Here is a 25,599-nt window from a genome sequence, read left to right as displayed (position 1 = left end):
CTCCTGACTTTTATTTGTTTGAGGTTTCGACCGATCAAGCGACTGAGTCAGTGGCTGATCATCCAGGGCCGCGCGGTCGGAAAGCCCTTGGCGCCGCTCCTGGTCTTGGTCATCAGCCGCGCGGGCTTTGTCTTGTCCGTCGAGCTCTTGTCCTTCACGGTCTTGCCCGACGAACAGCAGCCGCAGCCGGGACCGTGCGAGGCCTTGTATTGCGCGAGCGTCTGCGGCGCATGCGTGCTGCGCTCGTTGACGGCGTGAGCCTTGCGCTTCTCCGCGGGCATGCAGAAGAAATTCGGCGCGGTCAGGATCACCCGCGGCGCCATCGTCTCGCAGTGCGGACAGCTTTGCGGATCATCGCATTCCGCCATCGGGCGCAGGTCCTTGAACGGCCCGCAATCGTCACAGAGATATTCATAGACCGGCATCGCATCATCCCTACGCTGTTGCCTGTGAGAGAATTCCCGCGGCGGATGCGGGGCGGCAAAGTCGCGCCGTCCCGCATCCCGTCGCGCAGGGAGACTATTTGTCCGGCGAGATCGGCATCTGGATATCGCCGGTGATGTGCTTGATGGGTCCTGCCGCCGACGGCTTCACGTCGAAGTCGAAGATCTCGGTCGGCAGCCATAGCGTGGCGCAGGCATTGGGAACGTCGACCACGCCGGAGATGTGGCCCTGGCACGGCGCGGTGCCGAGGATCGAATAGGCCTGGGCGCCGGAGTAGCCGAACTTCTTCAGATACTCGATCGCGTTGAGGCAGGCCTGGCGATAGGCGATGTGGACGTCGAGATAGTGCTGCTTGCCCTGCTCGTCGACCGAGATGCCCTCGAAGATCAGATAGTCCTTGTAGTTCGGCGTGATCGGCGACGGCTTGAAGATCGGGTTCTTGATGCCGTACTTCGCCATGCCGTCCTTGATCACCTCGACCTTCAGATGCAGCCAGCCGGCCATCTCGATGGCGCCACAGAAGGTGATCTCGCCGTCGCCCTGGCTGAAGTGCAGGTCACCCATCGAGAGGCCGGCGCCCGGCACGTAGACAGGGAAGTAGATTTTCGAACCGCGCGAGAGGTCCTTGATGTCGCAGTTGCCGCCGTGTTCGCGCGGCGGCACGGTGCGCGCGCCTTCGGCGCCGATCTTGGCTTTGACGTCGCCCTTGGCGCGGCCGCCATGAGCGGTCGGCGCGAATGGCGGATTGGCGAGGCCCGGCACGCGGGTCGGGTTGGTCGAGATCAGCTCGGCCTCACGCTTGTTCCAGGTCTCCAGCATCTTCGGATCGGGCAGACAGCCGATCAGGCCGGGATGGATCAGGCCGGCGAAGTTGACGCCGGGCACGTGACGCGACGAGGTGTAGAGACCCTTGATGTCCCAGATCGACTTCTGCGCCAGCGGGAAATGATCGGTCAGGAAGCCGCCGCCGTTCTGTTTGGAGAAGAAGCCGTTGAAGCCCCACAGGTTCTCCTTCATCGGGCCGACGTCGAGCAGATCGACGACGAGGAGATCACCGGGCTCGGCGCCCTTGACACCGATCGGGCCGGACAGGAAATGCACGATCGAGAGATCGATGTCGCGCACGTCGTCGGCGGAATCGTTGTTCTTGATGAAGCCGCCGGTCCAGTCATAGGTCTCGATGATGAAGTCGTCGCCGGGATTGACCCAGGCCACGATCGGGATGTCGGGGTGCCAGCGGTTGTGCACCATGTCATTATCGTAAGCCGATTTGGTGAGATCGACCTTGATCAGTGTCTCTGGCATCGAGATGCTCCCCTTTTACTGCGGTTGGTTAGACGGACAGATATTTCGAGACTTGCGCGGCATCGACGGCGTCGCGCGGATCGTCGCGCACGATCTCGCCGTTCTCGATCACCAGCACGCGGTCGGCGATGTCGAGCGCGAAGCTCAAGACCTGCTCCGACACCACGATCGAGAGCCCCTTTTCGTCGCGGATGCGCTTCAGGGTGCGCGCCATGTCCTTGATGATCGACGGCTGGATGCCTTCGGTCGGTTCGTCCAGCAGCAACACCTTCGGCTTGGTCGCGAGCGCGCGGGCGATGGCGAGCTGTTGCTGCTGGCCGCCGGAGAGATTGCCGCCGCGGCGGCCCTTCATTTCCAGCAGCACCGGGAACAATTCGTAGATGTCGGCCGGCACTTCGGTCCCGCCGGAGACGACGAGGCCGGTCTCGATGTTCTCCTTCACCGTCATGGTCGAGAAGATCATGCGGCCCTGCGGCACATAGGAGAGGCCCTTGGCGACGCGCTCGTAGCTCGGCAAGCCGCCGAGCTCGGCACCGTCCATGGTCACCGAGCCGCTTTTGGCGGGGAGGATGCCCATCAGCGACTTCATCAGCGTGGTCTTGCCCATGCCGTTGCGGCCCATGATCGCAACGATCTCGTTGGGCGCGACCTTGACGTTGAGCCCGTGCAGCACCTCGCTCTGGCCGTAGGCGACGTGAAGATCGGAAATAGCCAGCATCGTCGCGTCTCCTTAATGGCCCAGATAGACTTCGACGACCTTGGGGTCGTTCTTCACCTTCTCCATGGTGCCCTCCGAGAGGATCTGGCCCTGGTGAAGCACGGTGACCTTGTGCGCGATGTCCTCGACGAACTTCATGTCGTGCTCGATCACCAGCACCGAGCGGTTCTTGATGATACGGTTGAGCAGCTCGGCGGTCTTGGTACGCTCGGACACGCTCATGCCGGCGACGGGCTCGTCCAGCATCAGCAGATCCGGATCCTGGATCAGCAGCATGCCGATCTCGAGCCACTGCTTCTGGCCGTGGCTGAGCAGATCGGCGTTCACGTTGAGCCGGTCCTTCAGGAAGATCATTTCGGCGACTTCGTGCACCCGGTCGCGCACGGCGGCGTCGCGGGTGAAGGTCAGTGCGCCGAATACCGAGCGGCCGCGCGGATAGGAGATCTCCAGATTCTCGAACACCGTGAGATCGTCGTAGATCGAGGGGTTCTGGAATTTGCGGCCGACGCCCGTCTTGACGATCTCGTTCTCCTTCATCCGCGTCAGCTCCTTGCCACGGAACTGGATCGAACCCGACGTTGCTTTGGTCTTGCCGCAGATCAGGTCGAGCACGGTGGTCTTGCCGGCGCCGTTGGGGCCGATGATGACGCGGATCTCGTTCTCGTCGACGTAGAACGAGAGATCGTTGACCGCCTTGAACCCGTCGAACGACACGGTCAGCGCCTCAACGGCGAGCAGGAATTCCTTGGGCTGATGACCGACGAGCATGATCTATCTCCTCACTGCCAGCGTGGCATCGGCATCGTGGTGACCTACGAGCATGATGATCTCCTCACTCCGCCGGGGCGCCGTCGGCGACCGAGCTGTCGGTCCACCCTTCAGGTTTCGGTTTGCGCGACGAGATCAGGCGATCGATGCGCGGCTGCACGTAGTCGCCCCAGATCCCGGCGAGACCGTTCGGGAAGGCCAGGACCACGGCGATGAACAACCCGCCGAGGCCGAACAGCCACAATTCGGGAAAAGTTTCCGACAGGCTGGTCTTGGCGAAGTTGACCAGCAGCGTGCCGTAGACCGCGCCAAGGATCGAAAGTCGGCCGCCGACCGCGGTGTAGATCACCATTTCGATCGACGGCACGATGCCGACGAAGGACGGCGACATGAAACCGACATTGAGCGCGAACATGGCGCCGCCGATCGCGGCGAACACGGCAGCGAGAGAAACGGACCCGGTCCTCCTTCTCGCGCATCGCGACCAGGATGCGCCCGAGCTTGGAGTGCCGGACGAACTGCGCGATCATGATGCAGACGAACAGCAGTCCCACTTCGAAGAAGTACAGCACGATCTTGGCATGGTCGGGCCGGATGTCCAGCCCTTCAACGTCCGCAGATCGGTCATGCCGTTGATGCCGCCGGTATAGCCCTGCTGTCCCACGATCAGAATCGTGAGGATGGCCGCGACCGCCTGGGTGATGATGGCGAAGTAGGTGCCGCCGACCCGGCGCTTGAACATCGCGGTGCCGATGATGAGGGCGAAGATGCCAGGCACGAGAATGATGGCGGCGATCGTGAAGGTGAGGCTGCTGAATGGCTTCCAGAACAGCGGCAGCGCGGTGATCTGATTCCAGTCCATGAAATCGGGGATACCCGGCGTCGACTGGATCTTGGTGTTCTCCACGCTCGATGCCTCGAGCTTGAGGAACATCGCCATGCAGTAGCCGCCGAGCCCGAAGAACACGCCCTGACCGAGGCTCAGAATGCCGCCATAACCCCAGCAGATCACCAGCCCCAGCGCGACGAAGGCATAGGTCAGGTATTTCGCGACCAGATTGAGCCTGAAGACGTCGAGCGTAAGCGGCAGAACTACCACCAGGAAGACCGCGAGCACCAGAATTCCGATGAACTCCGATCGATTGAAGAAGCGATTGTCGGTCATTGCATCAGCCCCAGTTTCTCACTTGCGGACCTTGAGGGCGAACAGCCCTTGCGGCCGCAGCATCAGGATTCCGACAACCGCGAGCAGCGTCAGCACTTTCGCCATCGAGCCCGACATGAAGAACTCGAGGGTCGATTGCGTCTGCGAGATCGAGAAGGCCGAGGCGATGGTGCCGATCAAACTGGCGGCGCCGCCGAACACGACCACCAGGAACGTATCGACGATGTAGAGCTGCCCGGAGGTTGGCCCGGTCGAGCCGATCATCGTAAAGGCGCTGCCGGCGACACCGGCGATGCCGCAACCGAGACCGAAGGTGTAGCGATCGACCTTTTCGGTGTTGATGCCGACGGCTCCGGCCATGATGCGGTTCTGCACGACGGCGCGGACCTGGCGGCCCCAGCGCGACTTGTACATGACATAGGCGACGCCGATGGTGATCAGCAAAGTGAGGCACATCACGAAGACGCCGTTGATCGGCACCTCGATGCTGTCGGTGACGTGCAGCGAGCCGAGCATCCATTGCGGCAGCTCGACGCCGACCTCGCGCGCGCCGAACACGGAACGATAGGCCTGCTGCAGCATCAGGCTGAGGCCCCAGGTCGCAAGCAGCGTGTCGAGCGGGCGCTTGTAGAGATGCCGTATCAGCACCCACTCCACCAGCATTCCCAGCGCGCCGGATGCGACGAAGGCCAGGATCATCGCCAGGAAGAAGTAGCCGCTGAACAGGCTCGGCAAATAGGCCTGGAAGAAATTCGAGGTCATCCAAGTGACGTAGGCCCCGAGGATCATGAACTCGCCATAGGCCATGTTGATGACGCCCATCTGGCCGAAGATGATCGCAAGCCCAAGCGCCCTCAGGACGTAGACTGAGAACAGGATCAGTCCTGCAAACCCCTGCATGACGAAGATGGAGCCAAGATCACCAAGCGAATAGTCGCCGAACATCGATGTCCTCCGTCAGGGATAAGGTCCCGCGTCGCGAGCAGGTTCGCGACGCGGGGGTCTTGGGCGTGGATTTGCTGTCCACGCCAGGGAGAGGCTTGGTGTTGAGGAAAGGCGCGAGCGACGTCGCGACTTACTGGTAACCCTTGGGGAACGGATCCGGCTCGACGAGATCGGCGGTCTCGTAGATCAGCTCGAACTGACCATCGAGCTTGGCGCGCCCCACCCGGGTCTTCGACCAGAGGTGATGGTTTTCGTGGATGCGCACATAGCCTTCCGGCGCACCCTTGAACTCGACGCCGGGCGATGCCGCCGCGATCTTGTCGACGTCGAAGGAGCCCGCCTTCTCCACCGTCAACTTCCACAGCCACGGGCCGAGATAGGCAGCCTGGGTGACGTCTCCGATCACGGTCTTCTCGCCCCACATCTTCTTGAACGCGGGCACGAAGGTCTTGTTGTTGGGATTATCGAGCGACTGGAAGTACTTCATGCAGGCATAGGCGCCCGCGATGTTCTCGCCGCCGATGCCGTCGATCTCGTCTTCGGTCACCGAGATGGTGAGCAGCGCCTGCTTGGAAAGGTCGATGCCGGCGGCCTTGAGCTGCTTGTAGAACGCGACGTTCGAGCCGCCGACGACGTCGGTGAAGATCACGTCGGGCTTGGTCAGCTTGATCTTGTTGATGACCGAATTGAACTGGGTGTTACCGAGCGGATAATACTCCTCGCCGACGACCTTGCCCTTCAGCACGTTCTCGACGTGCTTGCGCGCGATCTTGTTCGAGGTGCGCGGCCAGATGTAGTCAGAGCCGATGAAGAAGAACGACTTGGCGCCCTTTTCCTTGGCGATCCAGTTCAGGCCGGCAGAGAATCTGCTGGGTCGCTTCCTGGCCGGTGTAGATCACGTTCTTGGACTGCTCGAGGCCTTCGTAGAAGGTCGGGTAGTAGAGCATGCCGTTGTACTGCTCCATAACCGGCAGCACGGCCTTGCGGGATGCGGAGGTCCAGCAGCCCATGATCGCCGCGACCTTGTCGTTGACGAGCAGCTTCTTGGCCTTTTCCGCAAAGGTCGGCCAGTCGCTGGCGCCGTCTTCCTGGATGAACTTGATCTTGCGCCCGAGCACGCCGCCCATGGCGTTGATCTGCTCGATAGCGAGCTTTTCGGCCTCGATCGAGCCGGTCTCGGAGATGGCCATGGTGCCGGTCGCCGAGTGCAGGATGCCGACCGTCACCTCGGTGTCGGTGACTGCCAGGCCCGTGGTGTTGACCGCCGAGGTCGCCGGTGCCTGCGCGAAAGACGCCCGCGGCAGCATCGTGATGGCCGGCACGGCGGCCATTCCCATCAATAGTTTGCGCCGGAGCGGCGACAACAGGCCCTTGTTTGCTTCGTCTGACATGAGCACCCCACTTTTGTTCGAGGACACGCGATTGGTGCCGTGAGGATGGCTCGAATTTGTGCAGCGCAAGCATACGCAAGATCGCGTATACTGCACCGCAAAATACCGACGTAGGCTTCTGGTACGGAATTTGCGAGGGCTCTGGGACGTATCGGGAGTGGGGTAACGAGTGGCAGGGCGGCAGCGAATAGACCGCGTCAGGCGCCAGTACAACCAGTGGGTCGCCAACCAGACGCTGGAAGACTACGCGCTGCGCTTCACCGCCAAGAGCGCGCGCCGCTGGTCTGCCGCCCGTGTCGCCAACACTGCACTCGGCGCCATCTCCTTCCTGGCGCTGGAAGCGATCGGCGGCACCATCACGCTGAACTACGGCGTCACCAACGCCAGCGCCGCGATCCTCGTCGTCTCCATCATCATCTTCTTCTGCGGCGTGCCGATTGCCTATTACGCAGCCAAATGCGGCATCGACATTGACCTGCTCACCCGCGGCGCCGGCTTCGGCTATATCGGCTCGACCGTCACCTCGTTGATCTACGCATCCTTCACCTTCATCTTCTTCGCCATCGAGGCGGTGATCCTGGCAACGGCGCTGGAGATGTGCTTCGGCATTCCGCGCCCGATCGGCTACCTCATCAGCGCGGTGGCGATCATTCCGCTCGTGACCTACGGCATCACGCTGATCAGCCGCTTCCAGCTCTGGACGCAGCCGATCTGGATCATCCTGCACATCCTGCCCTTTGCCGCGATCGCCTGGGCCAACCCCTACTCGTTCACGGAGTGGCGCAAGTTCGCCGGCGAGCATGGCGACCCGAGCGGACATTTCGATCTGCTGCTGTTCGGTGTCGCATCCTCGGTGGTGTTCTCGCTGGTGGCGCAGATCGGCGAGCAGGTCGACTTCCTCCGGTTTCTGCCGCGCGACCGCCGCACGTCGCGAACGTCGTGGTGGATCGCCCTGCTGATCGCGGGCCCGGGCTGGATCATCTTCGGCGCACTGAAATTGTTGCTGGGCTCGTTTCTCGCCTTCTTCGCGCTGAGCCACGGCCTCTCGGGCGAGCTGGCGGCCGAGCCCGCGCACATGTATCTCGAAGCGTTTCGCTACGTGCTGTCGCAGCCGGACCTGGCGCTGGCGCTCACCGGCATGTTCGTGATCCTGTCGCAGCTCAAGATCAACGTCACCAATGCCTATGCCGGCTCGATCGCCTGGTCGAACTTCTTCTCGCGTCTGACGCACAGCCATCCCGGCCGGGTGGTCTGGCTGGTGTTCAACGTGATGGTGGCGCTGCTGTTGATGGAGATCGGCGTCTACAAGGCGCTGGAGCAGACGCTGGCGCTCTATTCCAACGTCGCGATCGCCTGGGTCGGCGCGCTCGTCGCCGATCTCGTCGTCAACAAGCCGCTTGGCCTGCGCCCGCCGCAGATGGAGTTCAAGCGCGCCCATCTCTACGACATCAATCCGGTCGGTGTCGGCGCCATGACGATCGCGACCATCGTCTCGATCGCGGCGTTTTACGGCCTGTTCGGCCCGACCATGAAGGCGCTCGCCGCCTTCGTCGCGCTGACGGTTGCCTTCGTCACCGCGCCGGTCATCGCCTGGCTCACCGACGGAAAGTACTACATCGCGCGCAAGCCGAAGCGGAGCTGGGCCAACATCGAGTCGATCCAGTGCTGTATCTGCGAGCACAGTTTCGAGCCGGAGGACATGACGTCCTGCCCCGCTTACGCCGGCCCGATCTGCTCGCTGTGCTGCTCGCTCGATGCACGCTGCCACGACCTCTGCAAACCGCATGCGCGCGCGCAGGTGCAGTTCGCCGACGCGCTCGGCAAGATTCTTCCCGAACCGATCTACCGGCGGATCAACTCGCAGTTCGGCCACTATATCGGCGTGTTCGTGGTCTCCGCCGGCCTCGTCGCGCTGGTGCTGGGACTGATCTATCTTCAGACCTCGGCGAGCGTGCCTGGCGAGAACATGCTTGTCTCGAACGTGCTGTGGAAGGTGTTCTTCTCGCTCAGCATCATCATCGGCGCGGTGGCCTGGCTGTTCGTGCTGGCGCAGCAGAGCCGCCGCGCCGCCGAGGCCGAGACGCGGCGGCAGACGACGCTGCTGATCCAGGAGATCGACGCGCACAAGCGCACCGACGCCGAGCTTCAGCGCGCCAAGGAGGTCGCCGAATCCGCCAACCTCGCCAAGAGTCGCTACGTGGTGGGCCTGAGCCACGAGTTACGCTCGCCGCTGAACGCGATCAGCGGCTATGCCCAGCTCCTGGAGCAGGACGCGACGCTCAGCACCAAGCCGCGCGACCAGGTTCGCGTGGTTCGCCGCAGCGCCGATCACCTCTCCGGCCTGATCGACGGCATCCTGGATATTTCCAAGATCGAGGCGGGGCGGCTGTATCTGTCGCGCGACGAGGTGCGCCTGAGCGAATTCCTCGACCAGCTCGTCGGCATGTTCCGTCTCCAGGCGGCCGCCAAGGGCATCGACTTCGTGTTCAGGCGGCCGGCGCATTTGCCGGTCGTGGTCTACGCCGACGAGAAGCGGCTGCGCCAGGTGCTGATCAATCTGCTCTCCAACGCGATCAAGTTCACCCAGACCGGCAGCGTGCAGTTCGTCGTGCACTACCGCAGCCCCGTTGCCGAGTTCGAGGTGATCGACACCGGCCCCGGCATCCAGGGCGACGACCTCGAACGCATCTTTGCGCCCTTCGAGCGTGGCGCGCTCGGCGTCTCGCAGCCGCAGACCGGCACCGGGCTGGGCCTGACCATCAGCCGGCTGCTCGCCGGCGTCATGGGCGGCGACATCAAGGTCCTGAGCACGGTTGGCGCCGGGAGCACCTTCAAGGTCAAGATCCTGCTGTCGGAAGTCGCCAATCCGCTGCGCATCGCGCCGGTGGAGGCGCCGGTCTCCGGCTATCGGGGCGCGCGCAAGACCATCCTCATCACCGACGACGACCCCGTGCATCGCGACCTCCTGCGCGAGGTGCTGGCGCCGCTCGGCTTCATCCTGCTCAGTGCACCCGATGGGCCAGGATGCCTCGCGCTGGCGCAGCATTGCCGGCCCGACCTGTTCCTGCTCGACATCTCGATGCCTGCCATGGACGGCTGGGCCGTCGCGGAGGCCTTGCGCACGAGCGGCCATCACCAGGCGCGCATCCTGATGGTGTCGGCGAGCGCACTGGAGGCTCACGGCACGCCGCTGGCACAGCCCTTCCACGACGGCTATCTGATGAAGCCGATCGACATCCCGCGGCTGCTGGAGACGATCCGCCAACTCCTGAAGATCGAATGGCAGTACGGCTCGGACCAGATCGCGGTGCCGTTCTGGCGGCTCGAGAGCGGATCAAGGCCACCGGTGCGGCACATCGAGGCGCTGATGGGGCTGGGCCAGATCGGCTACGTCAAGGGCATCCAGTTGAAGCTGGACGAGATCGGCAGCGAGCACCCCGAGCATGCCGACTTCGTCGCGGAAATGCGGTCGCTCGTCGACCGCTTCGATCTCGACCGGTACATGGCCACATTGAAGACGTTGCATGCGCATGAGCATTGAGTCGAGGAAGCGCGATGTCGCGCTCGTTGTCGATGACTCCCCGGAGACGCTGCGGCTGCTCACCGATGCGCTCGACGGCGCCGGGATGACGGTGATGGTGGCGCTCGACGGCGCGGCCGCGATGCGCATCTTCGACCAGATCACGCCCGACATCGTGCTGCTGGACGCCGTGATGCCCGGCATGGACGGATTCGAGACCTGCCGCCGGCTCAAACGCGACGCGGGCGTTGCCAACGTGCCCGTGATCTTCATGACGGGCCTTGCGGAGACCGAGCACATCGTGCGCGGGCTGGAGGCCGGCGGCGTCGACTACGTGACAAAACCGATTGTGATCGAGGAGATGCTGGCGCGCATCCGTGTCCATCTCGGCAACGCCCGCTTGACCCAGAGCGCGCGCGCCGCGCTCGACGTCTCCGGCCGCTTCCTGTTCGCGGTCAACCGCCAGGGCCACATCCTTTGGGCCACCCCGCAGGCGCAAAAACTGCTGGCCGATCATCATGGCGCGCAGACCGACGACTTCGTCCTGCCGCCACCACTCCTGCAATGGCTGGAGCAGGCGAAGGACAAGGGCAGCTCGAAGTCGCAGGCAGCTCCCCTGCCCGACAATCCGCAACTGCGGCTCTACTACATGGGCGAAACCGCGCCGAACGAATTCCTGCTGCGGCTGTCCAAGGAGTCCGGCACGGCGCTGCCGCCCGAATTCACCAGCGAGCTCGGCCTCACCACCCGCGAGGGCGAAGTGCTGGCCTGGCTCAGCAAGGGCAAGACCAACCGCGACATCGCGCAGATCCTGGGCTTGAGCCCGCGCACCGTCGACAAGCACCTGGAGCAGATCTACGCCAAGCTCGGCGTGGAGAATAGGACTGCGGCGGCCGCGATTGCAACGAATGCGAAGAGAAGGAATTCGTAGCAGCACTGCAAATGAGTTGAGACGCAGTTCGCCCAACAAAAGTGTCGTCCCGGGGCGCGAAGCGAGCCCGGGACCCATAATCACAGGAAGTGGTTTGGCGAAGACTCGGAGTGACCAGCCAGCCCTATGACCACTGCCTGGGAGTATGGGTCCCGGGTTCGCTTCGCGCCCCGGGACGACAGCCGTGTGCGTGGCGATCGCTACCGCCCCTCACACGAACAATCACTCACCCGTAAACAAACGCTCCGTCGTCCAGATCCGTCTTCGGGATCTCGTCCTTCTCGGTCCAGTAATCCTGGCTGTGCTGCCATTCCGGCTTGTCGCCGCGCTTGGGGAGCAGGTCCATGTTGCGCATGATGTAGCCGGGATTGAAGTTTTCCGGATCGATCCAGGGCAGGATCGGCATGTTGTGGTCCTCAGGCCGCAGCCTGACCTCGACCTTCTTCGTGCCCTTGGCCTTCATGTGGCCGAGCAGCCGGCAGACGAAATCGGCGACGACGTCGACGCGCAGCGTCCAGCTCGCACGGAAATAGCCGAACACCCAGACCATGTTCGGCACGCCCGTGAACATCATGCCGCGATAGGTCACGGTGTCGCCGAAGGCGAGCGGCTTGCCGTCGATCTCGAAGGCGATGTCACCGAGCGCCGCAAGATTGAAGCCGGTTGCGGTGACGACGACGTCGGCTTCCAGCAGCTTGCCGGACTTGAGCTGGATGCCGTTCTCGACGAAACATTCGATCTCGTCGGTGACGACGGAGGCCTTGCCGCTGGCGATGCCCTTGAACAGATCGGCATCGGGCACAAAGGCGATACGCTGCCGCCACGGCCGGTAGGTCGGCGTGAAGTGCGTTTCGACGTCGTAGTCCGGCCCGAGAACCGCGCGGATCTGGTCGATCAGATCCTTCTTCACCTGCTCCGGCTTGGCAATGCAGAGCTTTGTGAAAGCATCCTGCTCGAACAATATTTTGCGGCGGACGATCTCGTGGATCCACTCCTCGTCGACCTGAAGCCGGCGCAGCTCCTCGGCGATCTCGATCGCGTTGCGGCCGAGCCGGAAATAGGTCGGCGAGCGCTGCAGCATGGTGACATGCGCGCAGGCGTCGGCGATGTTCGGCACCAGCGTCGCCGCGGTCGCGCCCGAGCCGATCACGACGACCTTCTTGTTCGCGAGGTCGATATCGTCGGGCCAGCTCTGCGGATGGACGATGCGGCCCTTGAAGCGGTCCATGCCCTTCCATTCAGGCGTGTAGCCTTCGGAATGGCGATAATAGCCCTGGCACATCCAGAGGAAGTTGGCGGTGAACGTCTTCGCCTCGCCGGTGTCGGTCGTCGTCGCCTCGATGGTCCAGAGATTTTGCTCGCTCGACCAGCTCGCGGAATTGATCTGGTGCTTGTAGCGGATGTGCCGGGCGATATCGTTGTCTTCGATCACCTCGTTCATGTAGGCGAGGATTTCCTCGGCGGTCGCGATCGGCGGTCCGACCCAGGGCTTGAAACTGTAGCCGAAGGTATGGAGATCGCTGTCCGAGCGAATGCCGGGATAGCGATGCGTGCTCCACGTGCCGCCGAACGTCGCCTGCGTTTCCAGGATGACGTAGCTCGTGCCGGGAAGCTGCTTTTCGATGTGATAGGCGCTGCCGATGCCGGAGATGCCGGCACCGACGATCAGCACGTCGAAATGTTCAGAGGCCTGCTTGGTTGTGGCGTGACTGCGGACAGCGACATTCATTGTTGCTTCTATGCCTTGCTTGTTTTTGTGGCCGCCCTTGACCGGACGGCGCGTTTCCTCCGCGACGGGCATGGTCGCCCATCGCGCTTCCACTTCAAAATGACACAGATCAATTCGCGGTCAAACTATAACGCCACACCCCAGCTCCGCGCGGTCTGCAAAATCCAGTCGCGATAGAGCGTGAGCGGCGTGACGCCGGTCAATCCGCCGCAGCCGGCGGCGCCGTTCGGTCCCGTGGACCAGCTGATGACGCCGACAAGCACCGGACCGTTCGGCTTGTCCTCGAACACCGGACCGCCGGAATCGCCGGTGCAGGCGCCAATTCCGTCGCGAACACCGTTGGTTACGGGATCGACCAGCCGGATCTGGAACGTGCCGGGCTGGCCCGTGGCCACGAGCCCGGCGACGCGCGCCGCGCCGCCGCTCTTGCCGTCGCCACGCACGGTGACGCCGATACCGACGATGACGAAGCGGCTGCCAACCTGGATTGGAATAGTCGGCGCACCGACCGACACCGTCGATTTTCCCTTGAGTGGAATTTCCAGTTGCAACAATGCCACGTCCGCGGTGGCGCGGTGCGCCTGCATTGCCTGCATGTTGAAGTTGGGATGGATCGCGACGGTGCGCACGTTCAGCAATTGCGGCGCACCGTCAGCGCCGCGATCGACGATCTTGTAGTCCGCGCCGGGCTGCACACAGTGAGCAACCGTCAGCACGACCTTCGGGGCGATCAGGCTGCCGGTGCAGAAATTGCCACGCGAACCGACGATGGTGACGACCGCGCGCGCGACACCATCGGCCTGCGGCGTGCCGCCGCCGACGATGGCGTGTGCGGGCGTGGCGAGCAGCAGCGCGGCTGCGATGGGGGTTGCAAGCTTCTTCATGGGAACACGCTTTGGCGTCGGCATCGGTGACGGCGGGGATTGCTTCGGACTGGCCCTTGCCGATAGCGCATGCTAGCGCTCTTGGAAAGGAATTGACGAGGGCGGGATCTTGACGATCGAGGCTGTGATCTTTGATTTTGGCGGCGTGTTGACGAGTTCGCCGTTCGAGGCGTTCGCGCGGTACGAGACCGAGCGCGGCCTGCCCATCGACATCATCCGGCGCACCAACGCCGCCAATCACCTGGAAAACGCCTGGGCCAAGTTCGAGCGGGCCGAGGTCGACATCGACACCTTCGACAAGCTTTTCGCGGAAGAATCGCGAGCGCTCGGCGCGGAGGTGCGCGGCCGCGACGTGCTGCCGCTGCTTCAGGGCGATCTTCGTCCCGAGATGGTCGAAGCCCTCAAGCGCATCAAGGCGCAATTCAAGACCGGCTGCATCACCAACAATCTGCCTGCCAACGCGATCGGCAGCATGACCGGGCGCTCACTCTACATCGCCGAGGTGATGGTTCTGTTCGACCACGTCATCGAATCCGCCAAGATCGGCCTCCGCAAGCCCGACCCGCGCATCTACATGATGATGGTCGAGACGCTGAAGGTCGATCCGAAGAATTGCGTCTATCTCGACGATCTCGGCGTTAACCTGAAGCCCGCGCGCGAGATGGGCATGACCACGATCAAGGTGGCCAGCGGGGCCCAGGCGATTGCCGAGCTCGAGAAGGCGACGGGGCTGAAGCTGAGCTAGTTTAGCCTGTCATTGCGAGGAGCGAAGCGACGAAGCAATCCAGAGTCGTTCCGCGCAGGGATTCTGGATTGCTTCGCTGCGCTCGCAATGACGGCGTAGAGCCATCTCGCCTGGCAGACTGACTACTCCGCCGCGGCAGCGATCCGCTCCGGAAAGGCGGCCGCCAGCGATGCTCTATCCGGCTTCAGCACACCGCGCTCCGTGATGAGACCAGTGACCAGACGCGCCGGCGTCACGTCGAACGCGTAATTCGCGACCGGCGAGCCCTCCGGCACGATGCGCACCGTCTCCAGCCGGCCGTCCGCGGTGCGGCCGGTCATGTCGGTCACCTCCGTGCCGCTGCGCTGCTCGATCGGAATGTCGCGGATGCCGTCATCGACGGCGAAATCGATCGTCGGCGACGGCAGCGCGACATAGAACGGCACGCCGTTGTCGTGCGCGGCAAGCGCCTTCAGATATGTGCCGATCTTGTTGCAGACATCACCATTGGCGGCGACGCGATCGGTGCCGACGATGGCGAGGTCGACCATGCCGTGCTGCATCAGATGTCCGCCGGTGTTGTCGGGGATGACCGTGTGCGGCACGCCGTGATGGCCGAGCTCCCTGGCGGTGAGCGAGGCGCCCTGGTTGCGCGGACGGGTCTCGTCGACCCAAACATGGACCTTGATGCCGCGCTCATGTGCCAGATAGATCGGCGCCGTTGCGGTGCCCCAATCGACGGTGGCGAGCCAGCCCGCATTGCAATGGGTCAGCACATTGACCGTCTCGCCCGGCTTCTTCTTTGCGACGATCGCCTCGATCAGCTTCAGCCCGTTGCCGGCGATGCCGCGGTTGATCTCGACGTCCTGCTCGACGATCTCGTCGGCGCGCGCGTAGGCCGCCTCCGCCCGCTCGACCGGCGCGAGCGCCGTGCGCATCTCGTCGAGCGCCCATTTCAGATTGATCGCGGTCGGCCGCGCCACGACCAGCGTGTCATAGGCGTGCTTGAGGCCGGCGTCAGATGAATCCTCGCGCATGGCGAGCGCCATGCCGTAGGCCGCGGTTGCACCGATCAGCGGTGCGCCGCGCACCAGCATGTCGCGGATCGCGACCGCAGCGTCTTCGCATGAAGTCAGCTTCGCGACGACGAACTCATGCGGCAGCCGGCGCTGGTCGATCGCGCCGACCGACCAGCCATCGCGCTCGCGCCAGATGCTGCGGAAATGCTTGCCGTCAACCTTCATGGCAGTCTGCCTTTCGTATCACGCCCGCAGGATGCGCCCGGCCACCGCATCGAGCTTCTTCAAGAGCTCGGGATCGCGCGCCTCGGGCGCCGTGATCAAAGCGGTGTCGAGCGCGCGGTCCGAACCGATCGGGCACGGCTCGTGCTCGCGCGGAAAGTCCCTCGCGAGCCGCGCCACCAGCGCCTTCGCCTTGTCGGCGTTCGAGGTCAGCACGCGGATGATGTCCTGGACGGTGACGGCGTCGTGGTCGGGATGCCAGCAATCGAAATCCGTCACCATCGCGACCGTGGCGTAGCAGATCTCCGCCTCACGCGCGAGCTTCGCCTCGGGCATGTTGGTCATGCCGATCACGGAATAGCCCGATGTCTTGTAGGTCATGCTTTCCGCGTAGGTGGAGAATTGCGGCCCCTCCATGCAGACATAGGTGCCGCCGCGCGCAAACGCGATGCCCTCGGCTTCAGCTGCCGCCGCGAGATGGATACGAAGCCGCGGCGAGACCGGATGCGCCATCGACACATGCGCGACGCAGCCCCGACCGAAGAACGAGCTCTCGCGCTTGTGGGTGCGATCAACGAACTGATCGACGAGAACGAAGGTGCCGGGTGACAGCTCCTCCCTGAACGAGCCGCAGGCCGACAGCGAGATCAGGTCGGTGACGCCGGCCCGCTTCAGAACATCGATGTTGGCGCGATAGTTGATGTCGGAGGGCGACAGCCGGTGACCCTTGTCGTGCCGCGGCAGGAACACGATCGGCAGGCCGGCAATCGAGCCGCGCCGCAGAGGGGCCGACGGCTCGCCCCAGGGGCTCTTGATCACTTCTTCGCGCGCACCCTCGAGACCCGGCAGATCGTAGATGCCGGAGCCACCAATGATGCCCAATACCGCCTGCGTCATGCCTGCTCCACCCGTTCGCCATGTGCGACATGGTTAAGCTATGCCAGTTTTGCGGCGGTTTTGGAACGGGGGCGTTGGGGCGATGCCGGTGCTGTGAGGAGCCCGGAGCGCTCGCCTCGCTCTCAGCGTCGTCCCCGCGAAAGCGGGGACCCATAGCCACAGGGCGCAGTTTGGCGAGGATTAGTCGTTCTGTACTGCGATCTTCAACGATCGATAGATTCCGCGGTATGGGTCCCTGCGTTCGCAGGGACGACCCGGGGAGAGATAGGTAGGTCTAATTAAGCCGCGGCGGCCAGCTGCAGCTGGGTCGCGACCATCCGCTCCAGCGTCTCGACCGACTGGAAGTTCTCGGGCGTGATCTCGGACTGCGGGATGGTGAAGTCGAACTCGGCTTCGACGCCGAGCATCAGGTTGACCATGTCCATCGAGGTCAGGCCCGCATCGACGAGCTTCGCCTGTGGCGTCATGTCCGCGTTGAGCGAGTTCTGCTCGAGGATGCCCTTCACCAGCTTGATGATGCGATCGCGCACGTCGGTATCGAAGGCCTGCATCGGTAAATTCCCATCTGTCTATTCAACGGTCGGACCGGTTGCCGGCTACGATGGGCGCGACGGGCCGATCCCACAATGGGCGCCACCATTACTTCGCCTTTCTTAGTAAACGATGACTCAGATTGTCTGGAATTCCAGGTTCTTCCAGATCCCTAACGCGACCGCGGAATTGTCGGCGATGCAAACAACCCGAACTTAACTGTTCGTTCGGAATTTGGCTTTGTTTACCCTCTATTTCATCGACGAATTTGAATTAAATCCGTAGCCTCGTCTCACAAGCAAAATGGTCGGAGGATCGCTTGCACGGCATCGCGAATGGTGCGGCGATCCTGAACGGCAAACTGGAGGCGGACGAGTATGAACGTGCGTGAAGCAGTCCTCACTGTCGACGAAACGCAAACGAGCTTTCTCGAACACGGCCCCTCCCTCATCGAACGCGCTACCCGGACCGCCGCTGCGGCGGCGACCGACGCGGACGGGGTCGATCGCGACGCCCGCTTCCCCCACAAGGCTTTCGAGGTCGCGCGTGAGCAGAAACTGCTCGGCGTCATGATCCCGGTCGAGTTCGGCGGCCTTGGCGCTTCGATCTACGACGTCACCGACATCTGCTACACACTCGGGCACGCCTGCGCCTCGACCGCGATGATCTATGCGATGCACACGACCAAGGTCGCCTGTGTCATCAGGCACGGCCACGGCATCCCCTGGATGGAAACGATGATGCGCCGGGTCGCCCGCGACCAGTGGCTGCTCGCCTCCTCCACCACCGAAGGCCAGAACGGCGGCAACATTCGCGCCAGCGCCGCGGCAGTCGACCACGCCGGCGACGCAGTCTCGCTGGTGCGCGACGCCACTGTGATCTCCTACGGTGCGGAGGCCGATGGCCTCGTCACCATCGCCCGCCGCGCCACCGAGCCCGCCGCCTCCGACCAGGTTCTGCTGGCGCTCGCCAAGGACGATTATTCGCTGAAGCAGACGCAGGGCTGGGAGACGCTCGGCATGCGCGGCACCTGCTCGACCGGTTTCGAGCTGAAGGTCGATTGCCCGGCCGACCGCATCTTCCCGGAATCCTATGACAAGATCCATGCCCAGACCATGACGCCGTTCGCGCATCTGTGCTGGTCCTCGGCCTGGGCCGGCATCGCTGCTGCGGCGGTGACCCGTGCGCAGGCTTTCGTTCGCAAGGCGGCCCGCACCTCGGGCGGCCAGATGCCGCCGGCCGCGGCGCATTTCACGGCTGCGAAGATGTCGCTGGCCAAGCTGCGCGCGCTGATCGCAGCCAATGTCGACACCTTTGCCCGCGCCGAGCATGACGAGCGTGCGCTGAGCTCGCTCGATTTCCAGTCCTCGATCACGCTGTTGAAGGTGCAGGCCTCCGAGCTCGCGGTCGAGACCGTGATGCATGCGATGCGCACCGCGGGCCTCTCCGGCTACCGCAACGACGGCGAATTCACCATGGGCCGCCACCTGCGCGACGTGCTGTCCTCGCCGATCATGATCAACAACGACCGCATTCTCGCCAACGCCGCCACTTCGACGCTGATGAGCGGCATTCCGGCAAGCCTTCGGGACTAGAAAGCCTTCGCGACTGACGTGCCTTTCGGCCAAAAAGAACAATTTCAGATAGCAGGAAGTCGAACATGAACATTGCTGTTCTCCCCAGCTCGCCCGAGACCGCGCCGCAAATCGCCGATCCGCTCGATCATCTCGCTGACAAGCTGTTCCACCCCATGGGCTCGGACGGCGTCTACGCCCGCACCGCGCTCTATGAGGGCGTCGTCGAGCGTCTCGCCGCGCTGATCACGAGCCATCGCGAGACCGGCACCGAGGTCATGCGCTTTCCGCCGGTGATGAGCCGGGCCCAGCTCGAGAAATCCGGCTATCTCAAGAGCTTTCCGAACCTGCTCGGCTGCGTCTGCGGCCTGCACGGCACCGAACGCGAGATCAACGCGGCGGTGAGCCGCTTCGATGCCGGCGGCGACTGGACTTCATCGCTCTCGCCGGCCGACCTCGTGCTGTCGCCCGCCGCGTGCTACCCGGTCTATCCGATCGCCGCGAGCCGCGGACCTTTGCCGAACGGCGGCCTGCGCTTCGACGTCGCCGCCGACTGCTTCCGCCGCGAGCCGTCGAAACATCTCGACCGGCTGCAATCGTTCCGGATGCGCGAATATGTCTGCATCGGCAGCCCCGACGACGTCGCCGATTTCCGCGAGCGCTGGATGGTGCGCGCGCAGGCGATTGCCCGCGACCTCGGCCTGACCTTCCGCGTCGACTATGCCAGCGACCCCTTCTTCGGCCGCGTCGGCCAGATCAAGGCGGTGAGCCAGAAGCAGCAGCAGCTCAAGTTCGAGCTCCTGATCCCGCTTCGCTCGGAGGATCAGCCGACCGCCTGCATGAGCTTCAACTATCACCGCGAGCATTTCGGCACGACCTGGGGCATCCAGGACGCCAATGGCGAACCGGCCCACACCGGCTGCGTCGCCTTCGGCATGGACCGCCTGGCCGTCGCCATGTTCCACACCCACGGCACCGATCTCGCCGCCTGGCCCGCCAAGGTGCGGGAGATCATGGGCATGCAGCCGTTAGTCACGGCCGATGCCCATGGTGAAGGCTGGCGCTAGAGCATGATCCGGAAAAGTGCGGGGCGGTTTTCCGAAAAGATCGTGCTGAAACGATAGAGCGAACGAGGCCTCCCATTTCCACGGGTAAAACGAGCGTGATCCACACCAAGGTCCGATGCCGCGAGATCACCGAGGCCGACGTCGATGCGGTCGCGGACCTGCTGACGCGCGGCTTCGTCGGCCGCTCGCGCAATTACTGGATTCAGGGGCTGCGCCGACAGGCCTTCCGGCCCGTGCCGGAGGGCTATCCGCGTTTCGGCTACATGCTCGACAATGACGGCGCGCCCGTCGGCGTGCTGCTGCTGATCTACACGGCGCGAAAGCACGGCGAAGAGGCCGCCATCCAGTGCAATTTGTCGAGCTGGTATGTCGATCCGGCCTACCGGAACTACGCCCCGCTGCTGACCAAGATCGCGCAGCGGCACAAGGATGTCACCTATCTCAACATCAGCCCGGCGCCGTGGACCTGGCCGATCATCGAGACGCAGGGCTTGCGTGCCTATTGCCACGGCATCTTCTTCTCCGTGCCCGCCCTCGCGCGCCCTCCGCGCTGGAGCAAGATCGAGGTCATCTCGCAGCACGCCAAGACGATCGAAGGGCTGACCGACGACGAGACGCAGCTCCTCACGCGGCATGCCCGCTACAATTGCCTCAGCCTGGTCTGCCGCACGCCGAAGGGGACGTTCCCCTTCATCCTGCAGCCGGTGCGCATCCGCCGCGGCTTCATCGCGCCGCCGGCGATGAAGCTGATCTATTGCCGCAGCGCCGCCGAATACGCCGCCTGCGCAGGCCGCATCGGCCGGCTGCTGCTGCGACTCGGCAAGATCTCGGTGGCGATCGATTCCAATGGCCCGATACCCGGCCTCGCCGGCATCTACACCGAGCGGCGCGGTCGTAAATATTTCAAGGGCCCGCACCGGCCGCAGCTCGGCGACCTCACGGACACGGAACTCGTGCTGTACGGGCCGTAAGGGACACTCGACCCAAACATCCGCTGTCGTCCCTGCGAACGCAGGGACCCATACCGCGTGATCTGTCGGTAGGGGCGGGTATCGGTACTGCGGGAAGACCCGCTCACTGCCAGTCTTCGCCAAACCTCTTCCTGGGGGTATGGGTCCCTGCGTTCGCAGGGACGACACCTGATTTGTTGCAGGCTCTCGGCCAACTCTGGCTTGCAGGCACTTCCGCATTCGCGCGCTTGGCGCACGCCGCTCCGCATCCCCAGTCACCCTCCGTAAACTACTGCGCTTAAGGGAATTTTCCGGCCTCTTCGTTACGCTCAGTGGCTGAATTACGTTGCGTTAAATCTATTGCCGGCCGAGACCCGTCGATCCCATGACGCCGATCCGCGATAACGAGCTTGGTGCACGCCGCGCAGAGGGCCCGCAGGCCCTCGTCGGGCTGAGCCAGCTTGCGCTCGATCACATGGAGCAGGGCGTCTGCGTCTACGACGCCGACAACCGGATCGTGCTGGTCAACCAGAGCTATCTGTCGCTGTTCGACATGTCGGCCGACATCGTGCATGTCGGCACGAGCTACCGCGAGGTGCTCGCACACAGCGCGGCGCGCGGCAACTTTCCGCAACACGAGATCGACGCGCTGTATACGAAGCGAATCGCGCAGATCGCAGGCGGGAAGCCGTTCCGCACCGAACAGACACTCGCGAGCGGACTCGTCATGGCGCTCGAGCTGAAGCCGCTTCCCGGCGGCGGCTGGATGACGATCTGCGATGACGTCAGCCGCCTCGCCCGGCTCGAGGCGGAATTACGCGTGCAGACGGAGCGCAGCCAGCACGCGCTCGCCAACATGTCGCACGGCCTCATCATGTACGATGGCGACAGCCGTGTCGTCGTCTGCAATGAGCGGTTCCTGAACCTCTACAATCTCGACCCCGACATCGTGAAGCCGGGCGTCTCGCATTGCTCAGTGATCGAACACTGGATGTCGCGCGGCAACCTGCCGGGCATGTCGGCCGACGAGTTCCATGACACCAGGCTGGAGGATGTGCGCAGCAGAAAGGCGAAGACCCTGCTGGTGATGCGCCATGACGGCCGGATGGTGCAGGCGGTGTCCCGCTTCCTGCCCGACGGCGGCTGGGTGACGGTGCATGAGGACGTCACCGAGCGGCTGCAGTACGAAGAAGCGCTGCGGCAACAGAACTTCATCCTCGATGCGGCGCTGGAGAACATGGCGCACGGGCTCGCCTTCTACGACAGCGACATGCGCCTGCGCGTCTGCAACACCACCTCCCGCAAGATCTATCGGCTGTCGCCGGAGGAAACCAGGCCTGGCACGCATCTCGGCGAGCTGATCGAGCGGTCGATGGTGAACGGGGCGTTCACTTCCGAATACAGTCCGCAACAGCTGCTGGAAGCCGCCAGCGCGAGGATCGCGAACCACGATTCCTCGCCGATGCGGCGGCGCATGTCGAACGACACCGTGATCTCGGTGCGCTACTGCGCGCTGCCCGAGGGCGGCTTCGTCGCCACCTACGAGGACATCACCGACCGCGAGCGCGCGATCGAAGAGCTGAGCGAGCAATACCGCCGCTTCGACGCGGCGCTGAACAACATGAGCCAGGGCCTGTGCATGCTCGATGCGAGCCTGCGCGTCATCGTCTGCAATCGCCGCTACATCGAGATGTATGGGCTGTCGCCCGATGTCGTGAAGCCCGGCGTCTCGATGCGCGAGATCATGGAGCATAGCTGCGACCTCGGCATCCATCCGAACACGACCGCCGCGAGGATCTATGCCGACTATGTCGAAAGGCTGCGCGAGGGCGAACACACGCTGCACCGTCACCTGAACGACGGCCGCATCATCAAGCTCAATCACAAGCGGATGGAGCACGGCGGCTGGGTTGTCACCTATGAGGACGTCACCGAGCGCCACAAGGCCCAGGCCCGCGTGGCGCACATGGCGCAGCACGATTCACTCACCGACCTGCCCAACCGCACGCTGTTCCGCGAGAAAATGGGCGAGGGACTGAACCAGGTCGCGATCGCCGGCGGAGCGATGGCCGTGCTGTGCTTCGACCTCGATAATTTCAAGACGGTCAACGACCGCCTCGGCCACGCCGCCGGCTATCGGCTTCTGCGCTGGGTCGCGTCACGGCTGAAGGAGAATGTCGGCGAGCATGACACCGTCGCCCGCCTCGGCGGCGACGAGTTCGCCGTTCTCCAGCGCGGACCGCAGCCGCAATCGGCGGAACGGCTCGCCCGCCGCCTGGTCGAGATCATCGGCCACCCGCCGCCGCTGGAAAGCCAGTCGATCCATGTCGGCGTTTCCGTCGGCATCGCGATCGCGCCCGATCACGGGCTCGATGCCGACGAGCTGATGAAATGCGCCGACCTTGCGCTGTACCAGGCCAAGGCCAAGGGGCGCGGCGCCTACCAACTGTTCGAGCCCGAGATGGAGGAACAGGCGCGCGGCCGGCACGCGCTGGAGCACGATCTGCGTGGCGCGCTTGAGGCACGCGAATTTCACCTCGTGTTCCAGCCGCAGGTGCGGCTCGACACCACCGAGCTCACCGGTTTCGAGGCGCTGCTGCGCTGGAAACACCCCTCGCGCGGCTCGGTCTCGCCGGCCGAATTCATTCCGCTCGCGGAAGAGAACGGGCTGATCGTCCCGATCGGCGAATGGGTGCTGCGCACGGCCTGTGCGACCGCGGCGTCCTGGCCCGATGTCACCGTCGCGGTCAATTTGTCGCCGGTGCAGTTCCGCTCGCGCGGACTGGTGGCGATGGTCACGAGCGCGCTTGCGGAAGCCGGCCTGCCGCCACGGCGGCTCGAGCTCGAGGTCACCGAGACAGCGCTGCTCGACGACAGCGAGGCGACAATCGAGATCCTGCACCAGCTCCGCGCTCTTGGCGTGCGCGTCAGCCTCGACGATTTCGGCGTCGGCTATTCCTCGCTGAGCTATTTGCGCAAGTTTCCGTTCGACCGCATCAAGATCGACCGTTCCTTCGTCGGCACGCTCGGCGAAAGCCCGGAGAGCGTCGCCATCGTCCGCACCATCGCCAGCCTCGGCTCCGTGCTCGGCGTCGAGACCACGGCGGAAGGTGTCGAGACCATCGAGCAGCTCGACTTCGTCCGCGAATGCACCGCAGTCCAGGGCTATTATTTCGGCAGGCCGTGCCCGGCAGCCGAGGTCGGACGCACGATCGAGCGACTGAACGCGGTCAGGCGCGTGGCGTGACGCTCCGCTTCACCTCGCCGCTCTCTCTATCGTTACGCCCGACACGACCTCAGGCGATTGAGCGTGGCACGATCGGCCGATGCGAGCGCATTGCTCCACTCCCGTTCGGAGAGGTCTCCGACCAGGCTGGAAAGGCTGATGGCAAGCGCACGAAGCCGCGCATTCTCCTCAAGAAGCAAAAAAACGTCGTTCGACGGGGATTCATCGTCCGAAAAGCTAGCGCCTTCGCAGAGCTGCTGCGACAAGAGTTCGAAAGACTCATCACGCACGATATCTTCGGCAGTGGAAATCAGCTTCTGTCTCTTATGACGCATTAAATCTTCATCACTCATGGCAAATTCCCCAACTCAGGACATGCCTCCAACCGCATTTGGATACATCGATTGAGTCGGCGGCGGATTTGAGTCCGAAATGGGCTCACACGATGTACGCCTCGTGTCCCCCGGCGCCTCGCTTGCTTATTCGTTCGCTTCACCGGCGTCTTTCAGACCGGCTCGCAGTGCGGTCACGACGCGATGGGCCACGTCGATATCCCTGACCGACAATCCATCCGCAAGGCCGTTGACCCAGGGGACCTGCAACCGGCCGGCGGCGTCGTAGACCTGCCTGCCCTTGTCGGTGAGGACCACGAGCTGCGCCCGGCGGTGATGCGGGTTGGTCTCGAACACGACGAGACCATCCCGCTCGAGGTCGTTGACGATGCGCTGCACGTTCTGGCGATTGGCGCCGAGATTGCGGGCGAGCCAACCGACCGGCTCCGGGCGCTCGGCGTCGGCGATCGCCCCCAGGATCTGCCAGCGCGCACTGGTGAGGCCGAGCGATGTCACCAGCCGATCGCCAGCGGTCAGAAGCAGGCTGTTGGCGCGGAACAGGTCGAGGATGAGGCCGGTCAGGGCTTCGCCCGCCGGGGTCCGCTTGGTCTTGGTCATTTGGCACCATTGATCCGCATTGACATCATGATGTCAATTGCCTATATCCGGGGCTGTCGAATTGACATTATGATACCAAATTGACCGGAGCAATGTCATGCCCCTCATGCGCCCCCTCGACCCTGCCTTCCCGATCGACCGTCAGATCGCGCTCGAAACCGGCCCCGTGGTGCTCGTCAACGTCTTCACGCTCGACGCCGAGGATGAGCAGGACTTCCTCAAGACGTGGCAGGACGACGCCGCCTTCATGAAGCGCCAGCCCGGTTTCATCTCCACCCAGCTTCACCGCGCCGTCGGCGACAGCCCGACCTATCTGAATTACGCGGTGTGGGAATCCAACGCGCATTTCCGCGCCGCTTTCACCCACCCGGAATTCCGCGCAAAGATTGCCGCCTACCCCGCATCCGCAGTCGCAAGCCCGCATCTGTTCCAGAAGGTCGCGGTGCCCGGTATTTGCGTGGGGTAGCAGCGCGCCTCCCACTCAGCTGTCATGCCCCGGCTTGACCGGGGCATCCAGTACGCCGCGGCCTCTCGGCTTAAACACAACTGTCTCTGGAATACTGGATCGCCCGATCAAGTCGGGCGATGACAGCGAGCATGCGGAAAGCCCCCCGCAGCTCGTCATTATCCGACGAAGCA

General features: G+C 63.8%; 20 protein-coding genes and 2 pseudogenes. 8 read left to right on the top strand and 14 right to left on the bottom strand.

The window, feature by feature from the left end:
- Nucleotides 1-47: 47 nt before the first annotated feature.
- The 7 genes and pseudogenes from HAP41_RS45510 to urtA form a co-directional block, all read right to left on the bottom strand.
- On the bottom strand, nt 48-425 hold the full coding sequence (locus tag HAP41_RS45510) for an FmdB family zinc ribbon protein (protein ID WP_085404020.1): 378 nt from the start codon (nt 423-425) through the stop codon (nt 48-50).
- A 94-nt stretch (nt 426-519) separates the two neighbouring features.
- Complete coding sequence (gene fmdA, locus HAP41_RS45505) at nt 520-1,749, bottom strand: formamidase (RefSeq protein ID WP_166071782.1); 1,230 nt, start codon at nt 1,747-1,749, stop codon at nt 520-522.
- Nucleotides 1,750-1,777: 28 nt separating this feature from the next.
- Nucleotides 1,778-2,467: an urea ABC transporter ATP-binding subunit UrtE gene (gene urtE, locus HAP41_RS45500; protein ID WP_166071789.1), complete on the bottom strand. Its 690-nt coding sequence runs from the start codon at nt 2,465-2,467 to the stop codon at nt 1,778-1,780.
- A gap of 12 nt (nt 2,468-2,479) precedes the next feature.
- Nucleotides 2,480-3,235 (bottom strand): urea ABC transporter ATP-binding protein UrtD, encoded by a 756-nt coding sequence (urtD, locus tag HAP41_RS45495; protein ID WP_085404023.1) that lies wholly within the window; start codon nt 3,233-3,235, stop codon nt 2,480-2,482.
- A 64-nt stretch (nt 3,236-3,299) separates the two neighbouring features.
- Nucleotides 3,300-4,400: pseudogene (gene urtC, locus HAP41_RS45490) on the bottom strand (urea ABC transporter permease subunit UrtC).
- A gap of 18 nt (nt 4,401-4,418) precedes the next feature.
- Nucleotides 4,419-5,345, bottom strand: coding sequence for an urea ABC transporter permease subunit UrtB (urtB, locus tag HAP41_RS45485; RefSeq protein ID WP_166071798.1), 927 nt, complete (start codon nt 5,343-5,345; stop codon nt 4,419-4,421).
- Between the two features lie 130 nt (nt 5,346-5,475).
- A pseudogene (urtA, locus tag HAP41_RS45480) lies at nt 5,476-6,736 on the bottom strand (urea ABC transporter substrate-binding protein).
- Between the two features lie 169 nt (nt 6,737-6,905).
- Here urtA and HAP41_RS45475 point away from each other — a divergent pair.
- Nucleotides 6,906-10,277, top strand: coding sequence for a hybrid sensor histidine kinase/response regulator (locus HAP41_RS45475; RefSeq protein WP_166071861.1), 3,372 nt, complete (start codon nt 6,906-6,908; stop codon nt 10,275-10,277).
- Nucleotides 10,261-11,187: a response regulator gene (locus tag HAP41_RS45470; protein WP_166071869.1), complete on the top strand. Its 927-nt coding sequence runs from the start codon at nt 10,261-10,263 to the stop codon at nt 11,185-11,187. Before HAP41_RS45475 ends, HAP41_RS45470 begins: the two co-directional genes overlap by 17 nt.
- A 226-nt stretch (nt 11,188-11,413) precedes the next feature.
- Here the strand turns inward: HAP41_RS45470 and HAP41_RS45465 are convergent, their stop codons facing one another.
- Both HAP41_RS45465 and HAP41_RS45460 read right to left on the bottom strand, forming a co-directional pair.
- Nucleotides 11,414-12,916 carry a flavin-containing monooxygenase gene (locus HAP41_RS45465; RefSeq protein WP_166071870.1) on the bottom strand — a complete coding sequence of 501 codons (1,503 nt, stop codon included), beginning with the start codon at nt 12,914-12,916 and terminating at the stop codon, nt 11,414-11,416.
- Nucleotides 12,917-13,041: 125 nt separating this feature from the next.
- Nucleotides 13,042-13,800, bottom strand: coding sequence for a S1 family peptidase (locus HAP41_RS45460; RefSeq protein WP_166071871.1), 759 nt, complete (start codon nt 13,798-13,800; stop codon nt 13,042-13,044).
- Between the two features lie 109 nt (nt 13,801-13,909).
- Here HAP41_RS45460 and HAP41_RS45455 point away from each other — a divergent pair, with 109 nt between their 5' ends.
- Nucleotides 13,910-14,545: an HAD-IA family hydrolase gene (locus HAP41_RS45455; RefSeq protein WP_166071872.1), complete on the top strand. Its 636-nt coding sequence runs from the start codon at nt 13,910-13,912 to the stop codon at nt 14,543-14,545.
- Nucleotides 14,546-14,667: 122 nt separating this feature from the next.
- On the opposite strand, the gene mtnA is transcribed toward HAP41_RS45455, so the two are convergent.
- The 3 genes from mtnA to HAP41_RS45440 all read right to left on the bottom strand — a co-directional run bounded on the left by mtnA (nt 14,668) and on the right by HAP41_RS45440 (nt 17,213).
- Nucleotides 14,668-15,768 carry an S-methyl-5-thioribose-1-phosphate isomerase gene (mtnA, locus tag HAP41_RS45450; RefSeq protein WP_166071873.1) on the bottom strand — a complete coding sequence of 367 codons (1,101 nt, stop codon included), beginning with the start codon at nt 15,766-15,768 and terminating at the stop codon, nt 14,668-14,670.
- 18 nt (nt 15,769-15,786) lie between these two features.
- On the bottom strand, nt 15,787-16,662 hold the full coding sequence (locus HAP41_RS45445) for an S-methyl-5'-thioadenosine phosphorylase (protein WP_166071874.1): 876 nt from the start codon (nt 16,660-16,662) through the stop codon (nt 15,787-15,789).
- 278 nt (nt 16,663-16,940) lie between these two features.
- Nucleotides 16,941-17,213 (bottom strand): phosphopantetheine-binding protein, encoded by a 273-nt coding sequence (locus HAP41_RS45440; protein ID WP_166071875.1) that lies wholly within the window; start codon nt 17,211-17,213, stop codon nt 16,941-16,943.
- 357 nt (nt 17,214-17,570) lie between these two features.
- On the opposite strand from HAP41_RS45440, the gene HAP41_RS45435 reads away from it, so the two are divergent.
- The 4 genes from HAP41_RS45435 to HAP41_RS45420 all read left to right on the top strand — a co-directional run bounded on the left by HAP41_RS45435 (nt 17,571) and on the right by HAP41_RS45420 (nt 24,031).
- A complete protein-coding gene (locus HAP41_RS45435; RefSeq protein ID WP_166071876.1) occupies nt 17,571-18,788 on the top strand; it encodes an acyl-CoA dehydrogenase family protein in 1,218 nt (405 codons plus the stop codon).
- 65 nt (nt 18,789-18,853) lie between these two features.
- Nucleotides 18,854-19,834: an amino acid--[acyl-carrier-protein] ligase gene (locus HAP41_RS45430; RefSeq protein ID WP_166071877.1), complete on the top strand. Its 981-nt coding sequence runs from the start codon at nt 18,854-18,856 to the stop codon at nt 19,832-19,834.
- A gap of 95 nt (nt 19,835-19,929) precedes the next feature.
- The gene (locus HAP41_RS45425) at nt 19,930-20,805 is read left to right on the top strand and encodes a GNAT family N-acetyltransferase (RefSeq protein WP_166071878.1); all 876 of its coding nucleotides are present in this window, start codon (nt 19,930-19,932) and stop codon (nt 20,803-20,805) included.
- A gap of 364 nt (nt 20,806-21,169) precedes the next feature.
- Nucleotides 21,170-24,031, top strand: a complete 2,862-nt coding sequence (locus tag HAP41_RS45420) for a PAS-domain containing protein (RefSeq protein ID WP_166071879.1) — start codon at nt 21,170-21,172, stop codon at nt 24,029-24,031.
- 32 nt (nt 24,032-24,063) lie between these two features.
- Here HAP41_RS45420 and HAP41_RS45415 read toward each other — a convergent pair whose 3' ends face one another.
- The gene (locus HAP41_RS45415; RefSeq protein WP_038942196.1) at nt 24,064-24,363 is read right to left on the bottom strand and encodes a hypothetical protein; all 300 of its coding nucleotides are present in this window, start codon (nt 24,361-24,363) and stop codon (nt 24,064-24,066) included.
- Between the two features lie 126 nt (nt 24,364-24,489).
- Nucleotides 24,490-24,960 carry a MarR family winged helix-turn-helix transcriptional regulator gene (locus HAP41_RS45410; protein WP_166071880.1) on the bottom strand — a complete coding sequence of 157 codons (471 nt, stop codon included), beginning with the start codon at nt 24,958-24,960 and terminating at the stop codon, nt 24,490-24,492.
- Nucleotides 24,961-25,057: 97 nt separating this feature from the next.
- Between HAP41_RS45410 and HAP41_RS45405 the strand changes: the two genes are divergently transcribed.
- Complete coding sequence (locus tag HAP41_RS45405) at nt 25,058-25,426, top strand: antibiotic biosynthesis monooxygenase family protein (protein ID WP_166071881.1); 369 nt, start codon at nt 25,058-25,060, stop codon at nt 25,424-25,426.
- The last annotated feature ends 173 nt before the right edge of the window (nt 25,427-25,599 follow it).

It is taken from the genome of Bradyrhizobium barranii subsp. apii (assembly GCF_011516635.5).
Lineage (GTDB): Bacteria > Pseudomonadota > Alphaproteobacteria > Rhizobiales > Xanthobacteraceae > Bradyrhizobium > Bradyrhizobium barranii.
Note: the sequence above shows the minus strand (reverse complement) of the source record. Positions and strands in the feature narration are given on the sequence as shown.